This window comes from Acinetobacter entericus, from assembly GCF_026168575.1.
Classification (GTDB): domain Bacteria; phylum Pseudomonadota; class Gammaproteobacteria; order Pseudomonadales; family Moraxellaceae; genus Acinetobacter; species Acinetobacter bouvetii.
Map to the genome: position 1 here is coordinate 84,950 of NZ_JAPEQW010000004.1, position 18,923 is coordinate 103,872.

Genomic DNA, 18,923 nt, shown 5'->3' on the forward strand with positions numbered 1-18,923 from the left:
ATCATTAAAAAAGCCAAAGGTGATTATTTTAGGTTTTTGATGTAATGTAAGGCTATGAATTAAATAAATAATTTAAAAGTATTTTGTATAGCGCGTATTATGTTGATTTTAGATAAATTTAAATATGATCCATTTAGATCATAAGAGACTAGAGCGCAAGAATGTTACTTGAAAAAAATTTAGATTTAATGATTAACGATATTTTAAACGGTCACTTTGAACTTGTGAAAGAATATCCAAATAATCCTAACTCAAGGGTCATTGGAGCCATTTATTTATCTAAGCATGAACTCGAATTAAAGCTATACGAAGGTTTGAGAGAATTAAGTATTAATTTTTTTGAAAAATATCCATTTGATTTTTCATTATACCTTAATTTTTTTAAGCAGATGAACTCGATCTATTCTAAGACTTACAATGGCTTTGAACCTTGTCTGAGTATTTACGCCGAAAAATTTATTCTTCCTATCTATTTTTACCAGGAAGAACCTAATAAATCTTGGTCAAAATGGCTCAAGAAACCAAACCTTTGCTTAACAAAGCAAGATCAAGATATCTTGAAAATTTTCATGTTTGGCATACGTTGTATGGCATATACACAAAGCCCTAATTATGAAATGAAAAAATACTTAGGTTATGTGAATGAGCTTGATATGAATCTGTATCAGCAACTGGTGTCTATGAGCAATGCTGAACTTGAGATAGATGTCATTACGATTGAAAATGCATATTTCAAAGCGACTAGTAATAATGTTTTAGCAAGTATAGAGATTCTAGCATTTAAAGATAATGAGGAAACTTATAAGGAAATTCTAAACTATATCAATCAGCTTTTTACAACAGGCTTCCCACAAAGCCATCAATTAAAATTCGAAGTTAAAAGAGTTGATGATCAACAGAAATTAAGTATCGTTGGTTTACCTGATTATGGTGCCAATAGGTTATTCAATAGTGCTGCGCAATATCATAACTTACATGCAGATATAGAAACATATCTTAATCAAGTCAAAAATGGTTGTGGCTTTTATACGGACTTGGAGGAAGAAAATCACATAGAGATAGATGGATTTGCTATATTTTCGCTTGTTATTGAAGATGTAAAATATATGGATAGGTTCATCCAGTTTTTAAATAAGACAGATGATCACTGCATTCTTCAAAACTACATTCCAAACGCTTACTTAGAACGACAAGGCATTAGTAATTTTACCGTTAAAACCTATTTAAGGATGTGTGAAGAATTACTCAAACATGAGAATTTTTTCCCTAATTCAGATATTTCTTTAAAATATTTCAATGATTTTAATCATATGAAAATATTGGTAGAGGAAGTCAATATTTACGTCAATGAACAGCATGAAATTTCATGGTCGGATATATTTCTCGCTATAGTAGGTTATGAAGAAGCTGAAGACCTCGGGTATGAAGAATTTGCGATACAGAAATTTAAAACTCATGAAATTTGGAACATGTATTTGATGATTGCAAACCTCGAATAAAATTTAATTATCCGACATACGGTATTAAGTAGCTTGAAGTTTGTTGAACATAATCTCAAAAAATACCCCAAGCCGGCTTTGAAATGAGTTGGGTTTTTATTAAGCGAATTTGTGGCTTTTAGCCAATAAGCATGATCAAAAAAGCATTCATTTTTTCCCTGATAATTCAATATTTTAATTCCAGAAATTATCCCCAATTTCTGCGGACAACGCCTGGGGTGAAAATTAGCCAATTTTGTACGCCTGAGCGTACATTAATTTAGGGGTTTTGCGGATGTTCACAAACCCTTGTATTCAATAGCATGAAGTCATAAGAGAACAGGACGTTCCACAGAATAAAAATAAATAATCGCACAAGGAGCGACGGCAAGACAGGAGTCATGCTAAGCGAACCAATACGAAAAACCCCGACAGGATGTCGGGGTTTTTTTATGCATGAAAATGAAGAGCAATGAGTATTAATGCGGTTCTAATCGACTGGTGGAATTCATTTCATGCCTTACTTGGCTGATACGGTCGTAAATGACTTTACGCATACGGTTTATTGCGCCAAGCGGTTGATGTTCCAGCCGTGCATGCCAAGGGCTAAATGAAAGATTTTCACAAAATTTATTTTGATCAGGCGTATCAAAAAATTGCTGAGGAATGCGAATGGTCGCCACCTTGTAAAAAGGCGCTTGGCTTTCTTTCCATTCGCTCATGGAGTCTTCAATAGACATGGCATTTGATGTTCTGGGCTGTACTAGAAATTCCATACAGCTGTCGGCTTTTTGCAAATCACTGCGCATTGCTTCTCTGAGAAAATTAGAGTGAGGCGCATGCGGCATAGGCGCTGTAAGCGCTGAGCAGGCTCGGGCCGAGTATTTTACCGCCAGACGGTCAGGGCCTGCCCCTAACTGGTAGGGCACCATAGACCAGTATCGTGTTTGCAGTAGATTTGAAATTTTGCTCCTGGAATTGAAGGCAATCCAAGTGCCTTTTATCCCTAAGGCAAAAGGAATATGAAGTTTTTTTAATACTCCGCCGCCATTGATATCCTGCATGAACGAGATATACCGATCGGGATCATTTACGAAAAAAACGGGATGATTAATCATAATGAAATCTTGTGTAGATGCTTCATCTGGCAAAAGCTTTTTTCCAGGCACGCCTAATAGTTTGATGGCCATGCCTCGGGCATCGCTTTTGATGTCTGCCTGTGTTGCGTCACGAGATCCATTCGAGAAACGAATCCATGCGTGATATGTTTGTCCAGGAACAAATACGCCTTGAGCCAGATTTTTAGGCAGTGTTTCATTGATTTTGAATTCAGCGCGGACACAGCCATGCGCCTTAGGATGCGCATCCCGCAGGGCTAAGCCGGAGGAATATTGTTTCCGAATGGATGCTGCAATGATGTCTGCAATTTCTTCCGCTTTGATGGCTTCATTAGGATACAGGCGCTCACCTAAGTGGTGATCAATACTGGGGTAAACCGTATTGTTCAGTGTATGCAGTGCGGCAGGAGGCGTATTTGCATGCACTGCCGTACAAATGCTGGCAGCCATTAGCGTATGGAGTAGCGGATTTAGGCGCATGGGCCATATCAGGTGCGGCATTGATGGCCTCCTTGCCTAAGGCTTGCATTCATTTTAGTTTTGATGAGGCAGCGTTGCTTAAACGTATTATTCAAGACATATTATAACTGGATGATCTGTGATGTTGCTTATTCACTATTTATTGTTTGAAATAAAATGTAATTTTATTCGGAGTTGAAAAAGCTGCCTTCTTCTATAACCGTTCTATAGCAAACTGTGCTCTTCACACTTCTTACACTCCAGCATCACCCCTAATTTAGCTTTTCGTCCATGCTCTGTTAAAACCCAAGGCCGGTTCTGCCAAGGCGGATCATGCCGCACATGCTGCGTATGGCCGCAGGCCAAAATGGCGTACCAGTGATTTTCATCATCCAAAGCAAAATCAATAATGGCTTGCTGCATAGCCAATTCCTATATAAAGATCGTACGTGATGAAAGGGCATCAAGTCCATATCATCAGCATAATGGTTTTCAAAATCATAATCTTGAACAATCTGGGCTAGAACCATAGCAATTGCCAGACTTCATTTCATAAATGGTGGAATGTCCCGGATTTCCCTTCGGCCGCGGTACACCTTGCGGCACAAAAAAGGTCACCGAATGTGCGCCGTATAAACCCGCAGGAATGGTCATTTCTCTTAAAACGACATAGGCGCTGTCAAAATGCACATAGTCCATGCCTGTACCCGAGGAAGGTGATCCGCCGACCACAGGCGGGGTATGAATGTTGCGCGCTTTATTATAGGACGCTTTCCATGCATCTATATCTGCACGCGTTGCAGGGCGAAGCAACCCCTTCGATACTGCATCCTGTATGCCTGCTGGTCCAGCCAAAGGTGCATTTGGATCAATGACGTCTTTGATGGAACGTTCCTGTGATGAACTCAGCTGCGTATCTGCACTGACATTGCCGATATTGGCGCGCCCATTTTGAGCAATCACAACCGCTTGAATATCACGTTGCAAAATACGCTGCGAAAGCTGATTCATTTCTGCGGCATTGTCATCAGATACATAGCTGTAGCCACACTGCGCATTTTTATAAGAGCTTTCTAAAACAGGAATGGATTTTGGCAGGCCAATCACACGCTGTGCGTGATAGCCCGTTGCAATAACGCCAACGATTTTGGTGTTGCTTTCCCATTTAATCTTCCAAATGGTCGGCTCATAGGCACCTAAAATCAATACCACAGGACGGTTGTGCTGAACTTGGATGTCCATTTCAGTCGCTTGATGGCCGCTATCGTCAATTTGATAATTGGTTTCCTTGCCTGAGTAAGCGCCTGTAGCAAATACATCAAATTGAGCGGGGAGCTGAGTTTTAAATTTGGTGCAATCATTTTGGATTGGCGGCGTATACGTCGAATTTTGTCGTTGTTGACGTTGCGCTGCGGCAGAAGACAGCAGTGCTGTTCTTAACAGGTCGGAGCGATCAGGCGCTTCTTGTCGATATAAGCAGTCTTTTGGACGAACTTTGTCGGCTAAGTCTGAGAAACATTGCCATGTTGTGATGGGCTGTCCCGCATTGATTTGCGGCTGAAAGTACAGATGGTGACCCGCCAGTGAAGCAGGGATGCTGTCATGGTTCTGCAGCTCGGCAGACAGCTGCACTTGGTCAAAACGAAACACAATACCGTCTTTTGTTTCCAAGTTGGCAGCGACTTCTCTTTGAATCTGTGAAGACTGGCGCAGCAACTGCATCACTTGCTGTGAACTCTCCTGAGTGGGTGACAAATACAGCTGATTCACTTGCGAAACGAATTGTTGTTTTTGCTGTTCAATATGCTTTAACACTTGATGATTTTGATATTTCTCAAAGCCGAGTGTTCCAGCAAAGCCTAAGCCGATAAAGGAGCAGCTTCCCAGCACACCGGCCATGACCCCAGATTTAAATGTTCGATGATGATTTGGCATTTTTATACATTTTTTTTCATTTATTCGTGCTTAAAATACAGCAAAGTTTTGAAAATAAATACAATACAGTCTTTAAATAAGCCACTTATCCAAGCCTGATTCAAAGATAAGCATCACAAAAAATCAGAAAACATCAGCACTAATCTCCGCTATACTTTTCAGCAATCAAATTTATATGAGCGTTCCAGATGCGTGTACTTGTTGTGATGGATCCCATCGAAAATGTAAACCTGAAAAAGGATACCTCAATGGCCATGCTGTGGGCAGCAGCACGCCGCGGCCATGAGTTGGGCTATGCATTGCAGCAAGATTTATATATTGATCAGGGCAAAGCCTTTGGCTTAATTGCGCCGTTAAAAGTCTTTGAGGATTACAATCACTATTACGAATTAGGCGATAAGAAAAAAGAATCGATTGCAGGCTACGATGTGGTTTTAATGCGTAAAGATCCGCCGTTTGACATGAACTTCGTTTACACCACCTACATTTTGGAACAGGCGGAGCGTGAAGGCGCATGGATTATCAATAAGCCGCAAAGCCTGCGTGACTGCAACGAAAAACTCTTTGCGACGCAGTTTCCTGAACTGCAGGTTCCTACTTTGGTGACATCGCAAGACAGTTTGATTCGTGAATTTCTGAAAGAACATGTTGATGTCATTGTTAAACCGCTTGACGGTATGGGCGGAACGGGCATTTTCCGCTTATATCAGGACGGCATCAATATTGGCTCAACCATTGAAATGCTGACCGATAATGGGACACGGCCGATTATGGCGCAGCGCTACATTCCAGAAATTGTGGAAGGCGATAAGCGGATTTTAATGGTGAATGGCGAGCCCGTGCCGTACTGCCTGGCGCGTATTCCGCAAAATGGCGAAGTGCGCGGCAACCTGGCGGCAGGCGGCTTAGGCGAAGCGCGCCCATTGACTGAAAATGATAAAGCCATTGCTGCCAAAGTTGGGCCATTCCTGCGTGAAAAAGGACTGGTGTTTGTCGGTTTGGATGTGATTGGCAATTACGTGACGGAAATTAATGTCACCAGCCCAACCTGCGTGCGTGAAATCGATGCGCAGTTCGGCACGTCCATTGCGGATGATTTATTCGAAGTTTTGGAAAAAGGCCGCAGCGCTTAAAAAAAGCTGAAGCTTGCAGGAGGGTCCGAAAGGGCCCTTTTTTATAGCTGAATGGATCGTAAAGCGGCGCAGGGGCTGGTCTGCAATAGGGCGGTTCAGCTTTTACCGTTTAAAAATGTATAAAATTTGACAATTTAGCCCGATTCATAATAAAACTAGTTTAAACTTCAAAATCTGCAGAAAAAAACAATGGTGCAGCCCGTGAAATAAAGCAAATAAACTTTCACGGCAATGCGTTTGTGATTACAATTGACTGCTTATCAAGATTTACTCTAGCCTTATTTAAATTGAAGAATTAGACCGTGACTGACGCACAGCGAAAACAGCCTAAACATGTCATGATGATGGCCGCAGGTACGGGCGGACACGTGTTCCCCGCTTTGGCCGTGGCAAAAGAACTGCAGCTGAAAGGCATTGAAGTGTCTTGGCTGGCAACGCCAGCCGGCATGGAAAACCGGCTGCTGAAAAACCATAATATTCCAATTTATCAAATTGATATTCAAGGCGTGCGCGGCAACGGCATGGTGCGCAAAATATTGGCGCCTTTTAAAATCTTAAAAGCTACGCTTAGCGCCATGCGCTATATGAAACAGCTGAACGTCGATGCTGTTGCCGGCTTTGGCGGCTATGTCGCAGGCCCTGGCGGCCTAGCTGCCCGCGCTTTAGGCATTCCGGTGCTTATTCATGAACAGAATGCGATTGCAGGCTTTACCAATACGCAGCTGTCGCGGATTGCAAAAACAGTTTGTGAAGCTTTTCCGCATACTTTTCCTGCACAAAACAAAGTGGTTGCTACAGGCAATCCTGTACGCAAGGAAATTACCGAGATTTTAAATCCGTCTTGGCGCTATCAAGAACGTGAAAAAGCGGGCCAGCCGCTGCGGATTTTAATTGTCGGCGGTTCCTTAGGCGCGCGCGCATTGAATGAATGTGTTCCAGAAGCCTTGAAACGGCTGAATGTGCCGCTGAATGTCTTTCATCAATGCGGTCAAAACAATGCGGAAGCGACTCAAGCGCGCTATGCAGATGCGCCGGATACGCTGAAAGCGGAAGTTGCGCCATTTATTGAAGATATGGCGAAAGCCTATTCTGATGCTGATTTAATTATTTGCCGTGCAGGCGCGCTGACCGTAACTGAAATTGCGACTGCAGGCCTGGCAGCGGTTTTTGTTCCATTGCCTAGCGCTGTAGATGATCATCAAACTGCAAACGCCAAATTCCTGGCGGATATTCAGGCTGCGAAAATTTGCCCGCAGGCCCAGATGACCCCAGAAAGTTTAATTGCATTGCTGCAGCCACTGATGAACCGCCAGCTGTTACAGGAAATGGCGGTGAAAGCGCGCCGGCAAGCACAGCCAGATGCAGCACAGCATGTGGTTCGTTTAATTCAAGAATTGTAAACCGAGTAATTTATGTCTCCTTCAACTCCTGCTGAGCAAGCGAAAAAGTTAATTAAAGTGCCAGAAATGCGCCGCATCAAACACATTCATTTTGTGGGGATTGGCGGCGCCGGCATGTGCGGTATTGCAGAAGTCTTGAAGAACCAAGGCTATAAAGTATCGGGTTCAGATATCAAGGCATCAAAAACGACTGCTCAGCTGGAAGAAAACGGCATTCAGGTCTATATCGGACATGCGGCTGAAAATATTCAAGGCGCCAGCGTTTTGGTGGTGTCGACGGCCATTGATCCTGAAAATCCTGAAATCAAAGCCGCCATTGAAACCCGCGTGCCTGTTGTGCGCCGTGCAGAAATGCTGGGTGAGTTGATGCGCTACCGCCATGGGATTGCAGTGGCCGGCACACACGGCAAAACTACAACGACCAGCCTTGTAACGTGCATGCTGGCGGAAGAAAATCTTGATCCCACCTATGTGATTGGCGGTTTGCTGAACCGTACAGGAGTCAATGCTGCCTTGGGTGCAAGCCGCTTTATTGTTGCGGAAGCCGATGAGTCAGATGCCTCGTTCCTGCATCTGCAGCCCATGGCTGCGATTGTGACCAATATCGATGCGGATCACATGGATACCTATGGCGGCAGTTTCGATGTATTGAAGGATACTTTTGTGCAGTTCCTGCAAAAGCTTCCATTCTATGGCTTAGCGGTGGTTTGCGGTGATGACGCCAATATCCGTGAAATCATGCCGCGCATTGGCCGTCCGCTGCTGACTTACGGTTTCAATGAAGATAATGATATCCGCGCAGTGGATGTTGAACATGAGGGCATGCAGTCACACTTTACCGTATTGCGCAAAGACCGTGAGCCATTGCGTGTCACCATCAATATGCCGGGCGCGCACAACATTCTGAACTCACTGGCAGCGATCGGCATTGCAACGGATGAAGGGGTTTCAGATGCCGCTATTTCGCGCGCTTTAGAAGGCTTCAGTGGTGTAGGGCGCCGTTTCCAGGTGCAAGGTCAATTTGCGCTTGAATCTGGTGATGTGAAGCTGGTAGACGACTATGGCCACCATCCGAAGGAAGTGGAAGCGACCATTAAAGCGGCCCGCGCCAGCCATCCTGACCGCCGTCTGGTGATGCTGTTCCAGCCGCACCGTTTCAGCCGCACCCGCGACTGTTTTGATGATTTTGTTGATGTATTGTCACAAGTTGATCAATTGCTGCTGCTGGAAGTTTATTCTGCAGGTGAAAAGCCGATAGTTGGCGCTGACAGCCGTGCGCTGGCGCGCAGCATCCGTCTGCGCGGCGAAGTTGAGCCAACTCTGATAGACCCAGTAGAAGGCAATCTTCAGAATGTGATGAAAAAAGTGCTGCAGCCGGGCGACTTGTTATTAACGCAGGGCGCAGGTAATGTGGGAGCTATCTCTATCGAGCTGGCTCAAAACAGCCTGTATTTAAAATAAGCATCTTGTTTGGATGTGATTTTTGATTTGATCGACCAGTTTAAAGTTTAAGGATATAAACGTGTCAAATGCTTCAAAGTTCGGCAAAGTTGCCGTGTTGCTTGGTGGTAAATCCGCTGAGCGTGGGGTTTCTCTAGATAGCGGTACAGCAGTACTTGAGGCATTGGTCCGCTCGGGGGTTGACGCGGAAGGCTTTGACCCGAAAGAGCGCAGTGTGACGGAACTGGTCGGCTATGACCGCGCATTCATTGTGCTGCATGGCCGGGGCGGTGAAGACGGACAAATTCAAGGCGTGCTGGAGTGGCTGAATATTCCGTATACGGGCACTGGTGTTCAAGGCTCTGCAATCGGCATGGATAAGGTGAAAACCAAGCAAGTCTGGCAAGGTTCAGAATTGCCGACTGCGCCGTACCGTATTGTCAGCAAAGATTCAGATTTAAACGAAATTGTCGGCAGCATTGGCCTGCCGTTCATCATCAAGCCTGTACATGAAGGCTCAAGCATCGGCATGAGCAAAGTTGAAAAAATTGAAGATTTTGCCGAAGCCATTGCGAAAGCGGCAGTGCATGATGCTGTGGTGATGGCTGAAAAATGGATCACGGGCCGTGAATTTACCATTGTAATTTTGAACGGCCAGGCATTGCCGGTGATCCGTTTAGAACCGCCGAAAGATGTGGCGTTCTATGACTATGAAGCAAAATACAACCGCAATGACGTGCAGTACGGCATTCCATGCGGTTTGACTGAAGATGAAGAAAAGCGCCTGCAGGCTTTATGCCTGCGCGCATTCCAGGCAGTCGGCGCCAGCGGCTGGGGCCGCATTGATGCCATGCAGGATGAAAATGGCAATTTCTGGCTGCTGGAAGTCAACACCGTGCCAGGCATGACCAGCCATTCTTTAGTGCCGAAAGCAGCCCAAGCTGTAGGTTTGGATTTTGATCAATTGTGTGTGGCTATTTTAGAGCAGACACTGAATGGTGCGGTTCACTAAGACATGGCTCAACTCCCTGCATCAATGCGCCGCAAGCGGGCTGCAGTCACCTCGATTCACGACAAGCCTCCGACCCGTAAAGAGAAGCTTGCGAATGCGGGCGGCTGGCTTTTGATGCTGGTGGCGGCAGCCGTGCTGGCGGCAGGGATTTTCGGGCTGTATAAGGTGATGACAGATGCGCAAGTCGCATCGCTGGATGTGGTGGGCGCCCGCTCTGATGCAGAGCGCAGGCAGGTGCTGACGCATGTTGCGCCGATGGTGACGGAAAATTATTTCACCTCAGATTTGAGAACCATACGCGATCGCGCCTTGGAGATGTCCTGGATAGATCGTGTTGTTGTATCCCGCGCCTGGCCAAATGCCATTCGTGTGCGCGTGATGCCGCGCAATGCAATCGCGCGTTGGGGAACAGGGCGGCTGCTGAGCGACAGCGGCGATGTGTTCACGGAAGTGACGCCGCGGAATTATCAGAATTTGCCGCTGCTGCATGGGCCGGTGACGCATTCAAAAATGATGATGCGCCGCTATAATGAAATTAACCAGTTATTCCTTCCAGTCGGCATTCGATTAAAAGAATTATATTTAACAGAACGCATGACTTGGTTTATGCAGTTTGATTCTGGCCTGCGCATTATTGTCGATCAGGATCAGACCATGAGTAAGCTTCAACGCTTGAGTCATCTGGCAACTGCAGATTTAAAGCCGGTATGGTCTAATATCTCAGCAATCGACTTGCGCTATCGAAACGGTTTGGCAATTCAGTGGAAAAACGCTGCGCCGCCGAAAATAGCAAATGGCCGCTTTGTTGTAACGATTAATGACACAGGCATTGCGGACGGAATAGCCGTAAAGCCATAATGTTTGGCTTATACGTATACGCAGAGGCTTCGCGCCATAAATTAAACACACATGTGAATGGTAGTAGTAAATAATGAATGAAGCTGTTCCCTCGGTTGTTGCGATTGACATTGGGACACATAAAGTTTCAGTTTTGATTGGTAAAGTTCATGCGCCGGATAATATCCAGGTGATTGGCATGGCGACCGCTCGTAACCGAGGCATGAATAAAGGCAAAATTGTCAGTCTCGATAAGGTTATTACCGCAATTAAAAATGCAGTGCAGGAAGCGGAAGATATGGCGGAGTGCCGTGTGCATTCTGCCTGGATTTCCATTCCTAGCGCTGAGTTGAAAAGTTTTTATGCCTCTGGGCGCACGCCTGTAGAAAATACGGACCATACGATAACAACCAATGAAGTGGTGCGTGCATTAGAGCTGGCTAAAGCCAGCCATTTAACATCAGATCATTACCTGGTCAGCGCTGTGCCGCTGGGGTTTGAACTGGATGATGCGCCGGAATGGGTATTGAACCCGATCCGCATGTCAGCGCACAGCATGACCGGGCACTATCATTTGATGATGCTACCGATCAGCACCATGCAGAACCTGGACCGCGCATTGAAAGGCGCCAATATTGGTGTGGAGCGCATGGTGATTTCCAGTTTGGCGACAGCGGAAGCCAGCCTGCTGAAAGATGAACGCGAATATGGCGTCTGCTTGCTGGATATCGGTGCAGGCACCACGAATGTTGCGGTATATTTAGATGGCCGCTTGGCGATGACGCATACGTTGCAGCGCGGCGGTGAGCATGTCACCCGCGATATCGCAGCGGTGCTGCAAACCACGACAGAAGAAGCCGAGCGCATTAAGCTGCTGTATGGCTGTGTCGACCTGAAAGTGGTTAAGCCAGATCATATGATTCAGTTCCAAGGCATTGATGGTCCTCAAACGATCAGCCGCATTGAGCTGACTGAAATCATTATTGCCCGCTACGATGAAATCCTGGGTTTGGTGCGTGACGTGCTGGAGCGCAATGGCGCGATTCATGGTTTATACCATGGCGTTGTGCTGACGGGGGATGCAGGGCAAATTGAAGGCATGGTGAGCTTTGCGCGGAAAATACTGGGTGTTTCTGCGCATTTGGGCAATCCGCCGGTGCAGGTGCATGCCGAGGATCAGAATCAGGCTGCGCTGCGCCGTTCGCAATATGCAACGGCGGCGGGTTTGCTGATGTTCAGCCAAAGTGATACGCAAGATACAATTGTAGAGCAGGATGATTCTGAGCCGCTGTCAATGGCGCAGCGGGTAAAGCGCGCATGGTCAGGCTTGAATGAAACATTGAAATCCATCTTTTAGGTGGAAATTTTTGGGAATATTGTTGGGAAGTTGTACGGAATATCGCTTGAACTTGACAAGCTCAGGCTGGAACCGCATTCTAAAAACAATTTTATTAAGATCAAGGCAGTATACGGGCTGATGTGACTGCCGATTAAGATTAGGAATTTTACAGGTCATGGCCTCATTTGAATTTTTAGAAGACGATCAAAGCGACAGCATTGGTCAAGCCCGTTTCACTGTATTCGGTGTAGGCGGTGCAGGCGGAAACGCTGTGCAGCACATGCTGGAATCAGATATTCAGGGTGTAAAATTTGTCTGTGCAAATACAGACAAGCAAGCGCTGGACCGCATGAATGCGCAATTTAAAATCCAGCTGGGCGAGCAAGGTACACGCGGTTTGGGTGCAGGCGCAAACCCGCAAGTTGGGCAGGCGGCGGCTGAAGAAAGCCGTGAGCTGATCCGCCAGCATTTGGAAGGCACAGACATGGTGTTTGTGACTGCCGGCATGGGCGGCGGCACAGGCACAGGCGCTGCGCCAGTGGTTGCTGAAATTGCCAAAGAAATGGGCATTTTGACTGTCGGCGTGGTCACTACGCCGTTCAACTTTGAAGGCAAGCGCCGTCAGCAGTCTGCTGAGAAGGGCATTGAAGCTTTAGAGCAGCATGTGGACTCGCTGATTATCATTCCCAACCAGCGTTTGCTGAAAGTTTTCCGCGACATTTCAATGAAAGATGCGTATAAAAAAGCGGATGATGTTTTGTTGAATGCGGTGCGCAGCATTTTTGATTTGGTGGTTCGCCCAGGCCATATCAACCTTGACTTTGCTGATTTGAAAACAGCAATGAGCACGCGCGGCTATGCGATGATGGGCGCGGGCAGCGGCCGCGGTGAAAACCGTGCGCGCCAAGCCGCTGAACAAGCGATCCGCAGCCCGTTGCTGGATAACGTGACGATCATGAATGCTAAAGGCATCCTGATTAACGTGACAGGCGGCGATGATGTCACTTTCGGTGAAATCGAAGAAATTACCGATGTCGTGAACCAGATTGTCGATTTGGATGAAGGTCAAGTGTTCTACGGTACAGTGTTTGATCCGGATGCGCGTGATGAAATCAGTGTGACGGTCATCGCGACAGGCTTAACCCGCAATTCTGCAGATTCTGTGGAACCTGTGAAACGCCCGAGCGTGCAGGCAGTCCGCCAGCAGTCTGCGGTGCAGAGTGCGGTTGATGAAGATGATGTTCCTGCCATTCAGCGTCAGCAGGCGGATGGAACGAATGGCATGCCGATACAGTCAGCTCCTGCAGTGTCCAGCCCGCGTCCAACGCCAATGAGCATTCAGGATTATTTAAAAAATCAGCAGCGTAAGTGATTAACAGTGCGTTGATTTTTAAGTTAAAAAAATAAAAAGGCAGCAGCAACGCTGCCTTTTTTGTTTTTTATCAATGGCTAAATATGCTAACGTATAGCGGTTTGATCTACCGATGAATGAAAAGCATGTTGAAACAGCGTACCCTGCAGCGCATCGTGAAAGCGAGCGGAATTGGTCTACATAGTGGGCAAAAAGTTATGATTAACTTTGTGCCGCATCATGCAGACGGGGGAATCGTGTTTCGCCGTATCGATTTGGAGCCGCAAGTGGAGATTCCAGCGGATGCTATGCTGATTCAGGAAGCATTCATGTGTTCAAATTTGGTTCAGGAAAATGCCAAAGTCGGCACGATTGAACACATCATGAGCGCGATAGCAGGCTTGGGCATTGATAACCTCATTATTGAAGTATCTGCGTCGGAAGTGCCGATTATGGATGGCAGTGCCGGGCCATTTATCTATTTGCTGATGCAGGGCGGCTTGACTGAACAGGACGCGCCAAAAAAATTCATTAAAATATTAAAGCCTGTCGGGGCCTTTATTGACGATAAAAAAGCAGTCTTCAGTCCGCATGAAGGCTTTCAGCTGAATTTCACTATTGATTTTGATCATCCTGCATTTAAGAAAGAAGACCAGTCAGCATCTATTGATTTCTCGACTGAAACTTTTGTATATGAAGTGAGTGAAGCGCGTACTTTTGGCTTTATGAGAGATCTGGATTACTTGAAATCGAATAATTTAGCGCTGGGTGCAAGCTTGGATAACGCGGTCGGATTGGATGATACCGGTGTGGTGAATGAAGAAGGTTTGCGCTTTGCGGATGAGTTTGTTCGTCACAAAATATTAGATGCTGTGGGTGATTTATATTTGCTGGGCCATCAAATTATTGCTAAATATGATGCCTATAAGTCAGGCCATGCTCTAAATAATCAACTGCTGCGCAATGTCAAAAGTGATCCAAGCAGCTATGAAATTGTAACATTTGATGACATCAATCTTTGCCCAATTTCTTATGTCAGTGTGACATAAGTCCTTGTCTTTTAAATGTTGCGTTATAATATAACAAAATAAAATGCAAAGCAGGTCACATAATAATTTCAAAGGCCGTGCTCGATCCTGAGCCGGTTACTTTTTATTGCTTGCCAAACGCAGCATAGCTTGGCTAAGCTTAGGGTCGCTCACAAAGTCAGCAGCATTGCGCAGCATATCCTGTGTTTCTGGGCTAAGTGATTTGGGCGGTTTTTCAGGAGCCAGCGCCGTTTGAGATGGATGTCTTAAACGCACTTGGATCTTGTTTAATTCTTTCAATTCATGTATTTGTGAAAGCTGAGCAATGTATTGCTTTTGAAGATAGGCCAACTGGCTCACCAGCGCTTGATTTTCACCAGTCAGCATCAGCACGCCATTTTGATAACAAACGACTTGCCATTGCTCCGGCTGGGGCAATAAAGGTTGTACGATTTTCGTCAGTTTCTGCCATGCGGCGACTTGCGATGAGAGAAACGAAAAGTTTCCTGTTTTTATGTGTTTTCTTGTTTGTTGAAAGACGTTCAGGGGTTCAGACATTCATATTTCCTTCATGTTTATGTCCTAATCTTATGCGCTTCTTTCAGTAGATATCAAGGAAGAGATCACTCAAGGAATTCGATTAAGAACAGTTTTAATGAGGTTTTTTATGCATTTGCGCCGTATTTTATTGGCATTTTCATTCGCCGCGTCAGCAGCATCAGTTGCATTCGCGGACTTGGTTGAGGTAACGCAGGACGGTTCAACAGACCGTATTGAGCAGTTAACCCGCACTTTGGCTCAAGGTGCTTATTCTGAATCCAGCGATATGGATATTTCCGCTGAAACAAAATTGAACGTGAAGCTGCGCGAAAAGAGCATTGAATTGAATAATGCCTCAATTGCGAAAAAATACGGTTCAAGCAGTTCAAAATCCTATTCTGCATCTTCAAATAATCCCTATTCTTGGCTGGTTGCGCATCCGCTTCCAGATTTGAAACGGGTCAGTTCAGACTTCGGCGGCCGTACCATGGGCGGCCGTGCGGAAAACCATTCCGGTCTAGACATGTCGGCGCCGAGCGGTACACCGATTTACGCGACTGGCCCAGGCATTGTAACGAAATCAGGCTGGGGTACAGGCTATGGCCAATATGTCGAAATTAACCACGGCAATGGCTATTTAACCCGTTATGCACATGCTTCACGCCTCATTGCGCGTGTAGGTGACCGCGTTGAAGCGGGCGAGCAAATTGCCAATGTTGGCTGTACAGGCCGCTGTACAGGTCCGCATTTGCACTACGAAGTTGTAAAAGATGGCCAGCGTAAAAATCCATCGACTTATTTGGCCATGCTGCCTTAATAAGCTCCTGCATTCATGATTCAAAAGCGCAAAGCATTATAAAACCCAAAAAACTGTTTTACTTTAAAAAGCCACTGTTGGAGTTTCAAACTCGAACAGTGGCTTTTTACATTTCATCACTACACTTTTGACACTATCACTTTATAGAATAGGATTCGGTTAATATTTGCACTTTATTGGCTCTATTTTGATAATTTATGTAAGTTATGGTCAATGTCTATTTATTTCCTAAATATTGGTCGATTGCCGTATTCATTTGCAGCCATAACTGAGCTGGATGAAAATATGGTACATATAGAAGTATAAAATTAGGCACACAGGATAGGTGAAATATGGCGTTCTACAGCGATACAGATGCGCAGGAAACCCAAGAATGGCAAGATGCATTCGATTCAGTTTTACAGCATATGGGAACGGAGCGAGCGGCTTTTCTGCTGGAAAAACTGTATCAGCGCGCAATCGCTAAGCATGTTCCTATTCAGCGTCTAAATACTCCTTACCGTAATACCATTTCAGTTGAAGAACAGCCGGCAATGCCCGGTGATCAGGATATGGAGCGCCGTATCCGCGCGCTGATCCGCTGGAATGCTTTGGCAATGGTGCTTCGCGCCAATAAAACCGGCGATGATTTAGGCGGTCACTTGGCCAGCTTTGCATCTTCGGCAACCTTATATGATGTCGGCTTTAACCATTTCTTTCGCGCCAACAGCAGCAGCTTCGGCGGCGACATGATTTATTACCAAGGCCACTGCGCTCCGGGTATTTATGCGCGTTCATTTCTTGAAGGCCGTTTAACCGAAGAGCATTTGAATAATTTCCGCCGTGAAGTCGGCGGCATTGGTTTGCCAAGCTACCCGCATCCATATTTGATGCCGGATTACTGGCAGTTCCCGACCGTATCAATGGGTCTAGGGCCAATTATGTCGATTTATCAGGCGCATATCCAAAAGTACCTGATGAACCGCGGCTTGATCAAAGAAGAAGACCGTAAAGTCTGGGCGTATCTGGGCGATGGTGAAATGGATGAGCCGGAAAGCTTGGGCGCAATTTCACTGGCGGGCCGTGAAAAACTGGACAACTTGATTTGGGTGGTGAACTGCAACCTGCAGCGCCTGGATGGCCCAGTGCGCGGCAACGGTAAAATCATTCAGGAACTTGAGTCTTTATTCCGCGGCGCAGGCTGGCGTGTGATTAAAGTCGTTTGGGGCCGTCATTGGGACCCATTGCTGGCGAAGGATACGACTGGCGCGCTTCAGGCCGTGATGGAAGAAGCGGTCGATGGCGATTTCCAGCGTTATCAAGTGAAAGGCGGCGCATATACGCGTGAAAAATTCTTTGGCAAATATCCGGAAGCTGCGGAACTGGTCAAAGATTTAAGCGATGAAGATATTGATAATTTAAACCGCGGCGGCCATGACCCATACAAAGTCTTTGCGGCTTATGCGGAAGCATGCACAGCCAAAGGCCAGCCGACGGTAATTCTGGCGAAAACAGTCAAAGGCTATGGCCTGTCTGAAGAAATTGAAGCAGTCAATAAAACCCATCAAATTAAAAAGATGCAGCTTGAATCTTTGAAATATGTGCGTGACCGTTTCAATTTGCCATTTAATGATGAACAGTTAGAAGAAGTGCCTTTCTACCGTCCAAGCGAAAACTCGCCTGAACTGAAATATATGAAAGCGCGCCGTGAAGCGTTGGGCGGTTACTTGCCTGCACGCCGTAAAGAAAGTGAACAACTCGCTATTCCTGAATTATCTGTATTTGATGCAGTATTGAAAGGCAGTGGCGGCAAAGAGCAGTCAACTACGATGGTGATGGTGCGCTTAATCTCTGCATTATTGAAAGAGAAAGCCATCAAAGACCGCGTTGTGCCGATCGTTCCAGATGAAGCGCGTACTTTCGGTTTAGAAGGCATGTTCCGTCAATTGGGTATTTATGCCGCGCATGGTCAAAAATATACCCCAGAAGACCAAGAACAGCTGATGCATTACCGTGAAGCCAAAGATGGCCACATGCTTCAGGAAGGCATTAATGAAGCGGGCGCGATGAGTGCTTGGGCGGCGCTGGCAACCAGTTATTCCACCAATAACCTGCCAATGATTCCGATGTACATGTACTACTCAATGTTCGGCTTCCAGCGTATTGGCGACATTGCGTGGGCCGCGGGCGATGCGCAGGCTCAGGGCTTCTTGCTGGGTGCTACAGCGGGCCGTACCACATTGAACGGTGAAGGCCTGCAGCATCAGGACGGCCATTCGCACATTTTGGCCAATACCATTCCAAACTGCGTGTCTTATGACCCATGTTTCGGTTATGAATTGGCGGTCATTGTGCATGACGGCTTGCAGCGCATGTATGTCAATCAAGAGCGCGTGTTCTATTACCTAACGGTCATGAACGAAAACTATGAACACCCTGAAATGCCGCAAGGCGCTGAAGAAGGCATCAAGCGCGGTATGTATTTACTGCAGGAAGATGAAAAAGCCACGGTTCAGCTGATGGGTTCAGGCGTGATTCTGCGTGAAGTGATTAAAGCCGCGCAAATTCTGCGTGATGAATATCAAATTCACTCCAATGTCTTCAGCGTGACCAGCTTCAATGAATTGGCGCGTGACGGCATGGCATGTGAAGAATACAACCGCCTGCATCCAATGGCTGAAACAGCAAAAGAAGCGTGGATTTCACAGCAGCTTCGCGGCACCAGCGGGATTGTGGTATCGGCTACAGATCATATGCGCGCATACAGTGAACAGATCCGCGCTTATCTTCCAGACAACCGTCCATTCGTTGCCCTAGGTACAGATGGTTACGGCCGTTCAGATACGCGTGCGAATTTGCGCAGTTATTTCGGTGTTGATGCTGCGCACATTGTGGTGGCGACGCTGAAAAAATTGGCAGATGAAGGCGAAGTGGATGCGCGTTTAGTGAAAGATGCGATTTCCAGCTTTGAATTAGATACAGACCGCCCAGTGGCATGGCTGCCTCAAGCGCATCCAGAACTGCATGCAGTTGCTGACTACAAAGAGGAGAACTAAT

General features: G+C 46.2%; 15 protein-coding genes. 11 read left to right on the plus strand and 4 right to left on the minus strand.

Going from position 1 to position 18,923, the window contains the following annotated elements:
* Window positions 1-161 precede the first annotated feature (161 nt).
* Window positions 162-1,499: a DUF6138 family protein gene (locus OKC24_RS04530; RefSeq protein WP_131277567.1), complete on the plus strand. Its 1,338-nt coding sequence runs from the start codon at window positions 162-164 to the stop codon at window positions 1,497-1,499.
* Window positions 1,500-1,957: 458 nt separating this feature from the next.
* On the opposite strand, the gene OKC24_RS04535 is transcribed toward OKC24_RS04530, so the two are convergent.
* From OKC24_RS04535 to OKC24_RS04545, 3 genes are all read right to left on the minus strand, one after another.
* On the minus strand, window positions 1,958-3,097 hold the full coding sequence (locus tag OKC24_RS04535; protein WP_131277564.1) for a catalase family protein: 1,140 nt from the start codon (window positions 3,095-3,097) through the stop codon (window positions 1,958-1,960).
* 183 nt (window positions 3,098-3,280) lie between these two features.
* Entirely contained in the window at window positions 3,281-3,478 is a 198-nt protein-coding gene (locus OKC24_RS04540; protein WP_130144350.1) for a DUF3565 domain-containing protein, read from the minus strand.
* A gap of 75 nt (window positions 3,479-3,553) precedes the next feature.
* Window positions 3,554-4,990 carry a hypothetical protein gene (locus OKC24_RS04545; protein ID WP_252151929.1) on the minus strand — a complete coding sequence of 479 codons (1,437 nt, stop codon included), beginning with the start codon at window positions 4,988-4,990 and terminating at the stop codon, window positions 3,554-3,556.
* Between the two features lie 188 nt (window positions 4,991-5,178).
* On the opposite strand from OKC24_RS04545, the gene gshB reads away from it, so the two are divergent.
* The 8 genes from gshB (at window position 5,179) to lpxC (ending at window position 14,551) form a co-directional block, all read left to right on the plus strand.
* Window positions 5,179-6,123: a glutathione synthase gene (gene gshB, locus OKC24_RS04550; RefSeq protein ID WP_130144351.1), complete on the plus strand. Its 945-nt coding sequence runs from the start codon at window positions 5,179-5,181 to the stop codon at window positions 6,121-6,123.
* A gap of 302 nt (window positions 6,124-6,425) precedes the next feature.
* Window positions 6,426-7,523, plus strand: coding sequence for an undecaprenyldiphospho-muramoylpentapeptide beta-N-acetylglucosaminyltransferase (gene murG, locus OKC24_RS04555; RefSeq protein ID WP_130144352.1), 1,098 nt, complete (start codon window positions 6,426-6,428; stop codon window positions 7,521-7,523).
* Window positions 7,524-7,535: 12 nt separating this feature from the next.
* On the plus strand, window positions 7,536-8,984 hold the full coding sequence (murC, locus tag OKC24_RS04560) for a UDP-N-acetylmuramate--L-alanine ligase (protein ID WP_130144353.1): 1,449 nt from the start codon (window positions 7,536-7,538) through the stop codon (window positions 8,982-8,984).
* Between the two features lie 61 nt (window positions 8,985-9,045).
* The gene (locus tag OKC24_RS04565) at window positions 9,046-9,975 is read left to right on the plus strand and encodes a D-alanine--D-alanine ligase (RefSeq protein WP_130144354.1); all 930 of its coding nucleotides are present in this window, start codon (window positions 9,046-9,048) and stop codon (window positions 9,973-9,975) included.
* Between the two features lie 3 nt (window positions 9,976-9,978).
* Window positions 9,979-10,833, plus strand: coding sequence for a cell division protein FtsQ/DivIB (locus tag OKC24_RS04570; protein ID WP_130144355.1), 855 nt, complete (start codon window positions 9,979-9,981; stop codon window positions 10,831-10,833).
* Between the two features lie 73 nt (window positions 10,834-10,906).
* Window positions 10,907-12,169 (plus strand): cell division protein FtsA, encoded by a 1,263-nt coding sequence (gene ftsA / locus OKC24_RS04575; protein ID WP_130144356.1) that lies wholly within the window; start codon window positions 10,907-10,909, stop codon window positions 12,167-12,169.
* A 157-nt stretch (window positions 12,170-12,326) separates the two neighbouring features.
* On the plus strand, window positions 12,327-13,523 hold the full coding sequence (gene ftsZ / locus OKC24_RS04580) for a cell division protein FtsZ (RefSeq protein ID WP_265464843.1): 1,197 nt from the start codon (window positions 12,327-12,329) through the stop codon (window positions 13,521-13,523).
* Window positions 13,524-13,648: 125 nt separating this feature from the next.
* Complete coding sequence (lpxC, locus tag OKC24_RS04585) at window positions 13,649-14,551, plus strand: UDP-3-O-acyl-N-acetylglucosamine deacetylase (RefSeq protein WP_130144358.1); 903 nt, start codon at window positions 13,649-13,651, stop codon at window positions 14,549-14,551.
* Window positions 14,552-14,647: 96 nt separating this feature from the next.
* Here the strand turns inward: lpxC and OKC24_RS04590 are convergent, their stop codons facing one another.
* Window positions 14,648-15,088, minus strand: coding sequence for a DciA family protein (locus tag OKC24_RS04590; protein WP_130144359.1), 441 nt, complete (start codon window positions 15,086-15,088; stop codon window positions 14,648-14,650).
* Between the two features lie 109 nt (window positions 15,089-15,197).
* On the opposite strand from OKC24_RS04590, the gene OKC24_RS04595 reads away from it, so the two are divergent.
* Window positions 15,198-15,887: a M23 family metallopeptidase gene (locus OKC24_RS04595; RefSeq protein WP_130144360.1), complete on the plus strand. Its 690-nt coding sequence runs from the start codon at window positions 15,198-15,200 to the stop codon at window positions 15,885-15,887.
* Between the two features lie 332 nt (window positions 15,888-16,219).
* Window positions 16,220-18,922, plus strand: coding sequence for a pyruvate dehydrogenase (acetyl-transferring), homodimeric type (gene aceE / locus OKC24_RS04600; RefSeq protein WP_130144361.1), 2,703 nt, complete (start codon window positions 16,220-16,222; stop codon window positions 18,920-18,922).
* Window position 18,923: the final 1 nt, after the last annotated feature.

Coding starts and splice junctions, on each gene's coding strand:
- OKC24_RS04545 (WP_252151929.1), bottom strand. CDS start 4,990: ATGCCAAATCATCATCGAACATTTAAATCTGGGGTCATGGCCGGTGTG.
- OKC24_RS04590 (WP_130144359.1), bottom strand. CDS start 15,088: ATGTCTGAACCCCTGAACGTCTTTCAACAAACAAGAAAACACATAAAA.
- OKC24_RS04540 (WP_130144350.1), bottom strand. CDS start 3,478: ATGCAGCAAGCCATTATTGATTTTGCTTTGGATGATGAAAATCACTGG.
- lpxC (WP_130144358.1), top strand. CDS start 13,649: ATGTTGAAACAGCGTACCCTGCAGCGCATCGTGAAAGCGAGCGGAATT.
- ftsA (WP_130144356.1), top strand. CDS start 10,907: ATGAATGAAGCTGTTCCCTCGGTTGTTGCGATTGACATTGGGACACAT.
- OKC24_RS04535 (WP_131277564.1), bottom strand. CDS start 3,097: ATGCCGCACCTGATATGGCCCATGCGCCTAAATCCGCTACTCCATACG.
- ftsZ (WP_265464843.1), top strand. CDS start 12,327: ATGGCCTCATTTGAATTTTTAGAAGACGATCAAAGCGACAGCATTGGT.
- aceE (WP_130144361.1), top strand. CDS start 16,220: ATGGCGTTCTACAGCGATACAGATGCGCAGGAAACCCAAGAATGGCAA.
- murC (WP_130144353.1), top strand. CDS start 7,536: ATGTCTCCTTCAACTCCTGCTGAGCAAGCGAAAAAGTTAATTAAAGTG.
- OKC24_RS04570 (WP_130144355.1), top strand. CDS start 9,979: ATGGCTCAACTCCCTGCATCAATGCGCCGCAAGCGGGCTGCAGTCACC.
- OKC24_RS04595 (WP_130144360.1), top strand. CDS start 15,198: ATGCATTTGCGCCGTATTTTATTGGCATTTTCATTCGCCGCGTCAGCA.
- gshB (WP_130144351.1), top strand. CDS start 5,179: ATGCGTGTACTTGTTGTGATGGATCCCATCGAAAATGTAAACCTGAAA.
- OKC24_RS04530 (WP_131277567.1), top strand. CDS start 162: ATGTTACTTGAAAAAAATTTAGATTTAATGATTAACGATATTTTAAAC.